General features: G+C 65.6%; 3 protein-coding genes. 1 reads left to right on the top strand and 2 read right to left on the bottom strand.

The window, feature by feature from the left end; translation table 11 throughout:
• Positions 1-1,532: acetolactate synthase 3 large subunit (locus WEB61_RS12525; RefSeq protein WP_368064671.1), on the bottom strand; the 1,532-nt coding region annotated here is incomplete at its 3' end.
• Positions 1,533-1,683: 151 nt separating this feature from the next.
• On the bottom strand, positions 1,684-2,628 hold the full coding sequence (gene miaA / locus WEB61_RS12520; RefSeq protein ID WP_368064670.1) for a tRNA (adenosine(37)-N6)-dimethylallyltransferase MiaA: 945 nt from the start codon (positions 2,626-2,628) through the stop codon (positions 1,684-1,686).
• A 25-nt stretch (positions 2,629-2,653) separates the two neighbouring features.
• Between miaA and serB the strand changes: the two genes are divergently transcribed.
• Positions 2,654-3,541 (top strand): phosphoserine phosphatase SerB, encoded by an 888-nt coding sequence (serB, locus tag WEB61_RS12515; protein ID WP_368064683.1) that lies wholly within the window; start codon positions 2,654-2,656, stop codon positions 3,539-3,541.
• Positions 3,542-3,669: the final 128 nt, after the last annotated feature.

Here is a 3,669-nt window from a genome sequence, read left to right as displayed (position 1 = left end):
GCCAGCTTGACGAAATCGGGCAGCGAGTCCGAATAGGAATGCGAATAGCGGCCCTCATGCAGCAGCTCCTGCCACTGCCGGACCATGCCCATATATTCGTTGTTGATGATGAAAATCTTGACCGGCAGCATGAACTGAACGGCGGTCGAGAGCTCCTGGATGCACATCTGGATCGAGGCTTCGCCGGCGATGTCGATGACCAGCGCGTCGGGATGCGCGATCTGCACACCGATGGCGGCCGGAAAGCCGTAGCCCATCGTGCCGAGGCCGCCCGACGTCATCCAGCGGTTGGGCTGCTCGAAGGGGAAGTGCTGCGCCGCCCACATCTGATGCTGGCCGACTTCGGTGGTGATGTAGGTCTCGCGGTGCTTCGACAGCTCATAAAGCCGCTGGATCGCCTGTTGCGGCTTGATGACCTCGTCATTGGTCTTGAACGACAGCGACTTGCGCGCCCGCCATGTCTCGATCTGCTTCCACCAGCCTGCGAGCGCGTCCTTGTCGGGGCGGCGCGCCTTCGACTTCCAGATGCGCAACATGTCTTCGAGCACATGGGCGCAATCGCCGATGATGCCGATATCGACATGGACATTCTTGTTGATCGACGAGGCGTCGATATCGACATGGATCTTTTTCGAATGCGGCGCGAAGGCGTCGAGACGGCCGGTGACGCGGTCGTCGAAACGCGCGCCGATATTGATCAGCACGTCGCAATCATGCATGGCGTTGTTGGCCTCGAAGGTGCCGTGCATGCCGAGCATGCCGAGCCACTGCTTGTCCGACGCCGGATAGGCGCCGAGCCCCATCAGCGTCGAGGTGATCGGATAGCCGGTCAGGCGCACGAATTCGCGCAGGAGCTGGCTTGCGACCGTGCCCGAATTGATGATGCCGCCGCCGGTATAGAAGACGGGCTTCTTTGCGTTGGCGATCAGATCGACGGCCTGTTTGATCTTCTCGATGTCGCCCTTGACCTTCGGCCGGTAGGTGCGGTGAACGACATTTTGCGGGCCGGCATATTCGCCCTTCTGGAACTGCACGTCCTTCGGGATGTCGACGACGACCGGGCCGGGGCGGCCATGCGTGGCGACATAGAACGCCTCATGCATGACGCGCGTCAGCTCCTGCGGCGACTTCACCAGCCAGTTGTGCTTGGTGCAGTGGCGTGTGATGCCGACCGTGTCGCATTCCTGGAAGGCGTCGGAGCCGATCAGATGCGTCGCGACCTGCCCCGTCAGGCAGACGATCGGGATCGAATCCATCAAGGCGTCCGTCAGCCCGGTGACGGCGTTGGTGGCACCGGGGCCGGAGGTGACGAGGACGACGCCGGGCTTGCCGGTGGAGCGCGCATAGCCTTCGGCCGCATGCACCGCGCCCTGCTCGTGGCGGACGAGAATGTGGCGGATCTTGTTCTGCTGGAACAGCGCGTCGTAGATCGGCAGCACGGCGCCGCCGGGATAGCCGAAAATCGTGTCCACGCCCTGATCGACCAGCGCCTTGATGACGATTTCCGCGCCTGTCAGTTCCTGAGCCGCCATGACCCGTCTCTCCATCCTCTGGAACGTCATGGCCCGCTTTATGCGGGCCATCCACGTCTTCCCTTCCTTGCCGCCAAGACGTGGATGGCCCGGACGAGCCGGGCCATGACGGACTGGAGGGGTCGAAAAGCGCGGGCAACCTAACCGCGCATCAGGACCGGGTCAACCCCAAATCATCAATAAATGAAAAGATTTCTGCATTAACACTTTCCGAATCTTGCGCAAAGAAGGCCGTCCACGTAATCATCTGAGTCCGGAACCATGTTTCCTGGCGCTTGGCATAGGCCCGGGTTTCGGCCTGTCCGGCGGCGATGGCCTCCTCGATGAGGAGGGCGCCGGCGAGATGCGCCATCAGGGGCCTGAGGCCCAGGGCCTTCATGGCGGGCAGCGAAGGATCGAGATCGAGGGCGGCCATCGCCGCCGCCTCCGCGAGCGCGCCCTCCCCGACCATCCGCGCGAAGCGGGCATCGCAACGCGCCCGGAGCCGGTCACGGCCGGGCATCAGCACGATTTTGGCGAAGCGCCCGGCAATGAGCGGCACCGGCGGCACCTGCTGCCATTCGCTCAAACGGCGGCCGGTGGCCCGCACCACCTCGATGCCGCGCGCGATGCGCTGGCGGTCGGACGGCCGGATGGCGGCGGCAAGCGCCGGATCGGCCTCGGCCAGCAGTGCGTGGGCGCCTTCGCCGGCTTCGGCCACCTCGGCCCGCACGTCGCGGCGCAGATCGGGCGAGATCGCCGGGATCGGCGCCAGCCCCTCGGTGAGCGCCCGGAAATAAAGCCCGGTGCCGCCGACCACGATGGGGACGCGGCCGCGGCCCGCGATCTCGCTCATGATCTCGGCCGCGCGGACCGCCCACCGTCCGGCCGACAGCGGCGCGTCCGCGCCCTGAACGCCATAAAGATGATGCGGAAAAAGCGCTTCCTCCGCTTCGCTGAGCCGCGCGGTCAGCACCCGCATCTCGCGATAGAGCTGCATCGAATCGGCATTGACGATCTCACCGCCAAGCCGCGCCGCCAGTTCGAGCGCCAGCGCGGACTTGCCGCTCGCGGTCGGCCCTGCAATAAGGACGGCTCTGCCGATGTCGACACTCACGAAAAGGCTCCTTCCGGTTCCGGCGATGAAATACGTCCTGACGCTGATAGGCAACAAAGAGACGCCGCTGGCAAGCGCGCATGTGGATGCCGCGCGGGCCGTGTTGCCCGCCGCCACCGCGCCGGACTGGCTGGTCGACGGCCTCGCCTGCGACATCGCTTTCGAAACGCCGAATGCAGGGGTCGCCGAGATGGCGGTGCGGGCAACGCTGAAGGGCGCGAAAATCGACCTCGCGGTGCAGCCTCCCGAAAGCCGCCGCAAGAAACTCCTCGTCGCCGACATGGATTCGACCATCATCGGCCAGGAATGCATCGACGAACTGGCCGCCGAACTCGGGCTGAAGCCCGAGATCGCCGCCATCACCGAGCGCGCCATGAAGGGCGAAATCGAATTCGAGCCGGCATTGCGGGAACGCGTGGCGCTGCTGAAGGGCCTCGACATCGCGGCGCTCGAAAAAGTCTACCGGGAACGCATCACCGAAACGCCCGGCGGCCGCGCGCTGACCGCCACCATGCGCGCGCATGGCGCGGCCTGCGCACTGGTCTCGGGCGGCTTCAGCTTTTTCACCGCGCGCGTCGCCGCCGCCGTCGGTTTCGACGTCAACCAGGCGAACGAACTGCTGTTCGAAAACGGAAAGCTGACCGGCGCGGTGCAGGAGCCGATCCTCGGCCGCCAGGCGAAGATCGAAGCGCTGCTGCGGCTGCGCCGCAAGATGAAACTCGCGACCCGGGAGACGATGGCGGTCGGCGACGGCGCCAACGATCTCGGCATGATCGAGGAAGCGGGCCTCGGTGTCGCCTTTCACGCCAAACCCGTGGTCGCCGAGGCGGCGGATGCGCGCATCGACCACGGCGACCTGACGGCGCTGCTCTATCTGCAGGGCTACCGGAAAGACGAAATCAGCGCGCGCTGACGCAGGCTATTGGCCGCCGAGCCGGAGCGCGACGAAGTGGCTGTCGCCGCCGCTCGACAGCCTGAGCAGGACCGTGCTGCGCCCCGCCTTCTCTTCGGACTGGACGATGCGCTCGACATCGGCAGGCG

The organism is Parvibaculum sp., from assembly GCF_040882025.1.
Classification (GTDB): Bacteria; Pseudomonadota; Alphaproteobacteria; order Parvibaculales; family Parvibaculaceae; genus Parvibaculum.
The sequence above is the reverse complement of the archived record's forward strand: the minus strand, read 5'-3'. Positions and strand labels throughout refer to the sequence as shown.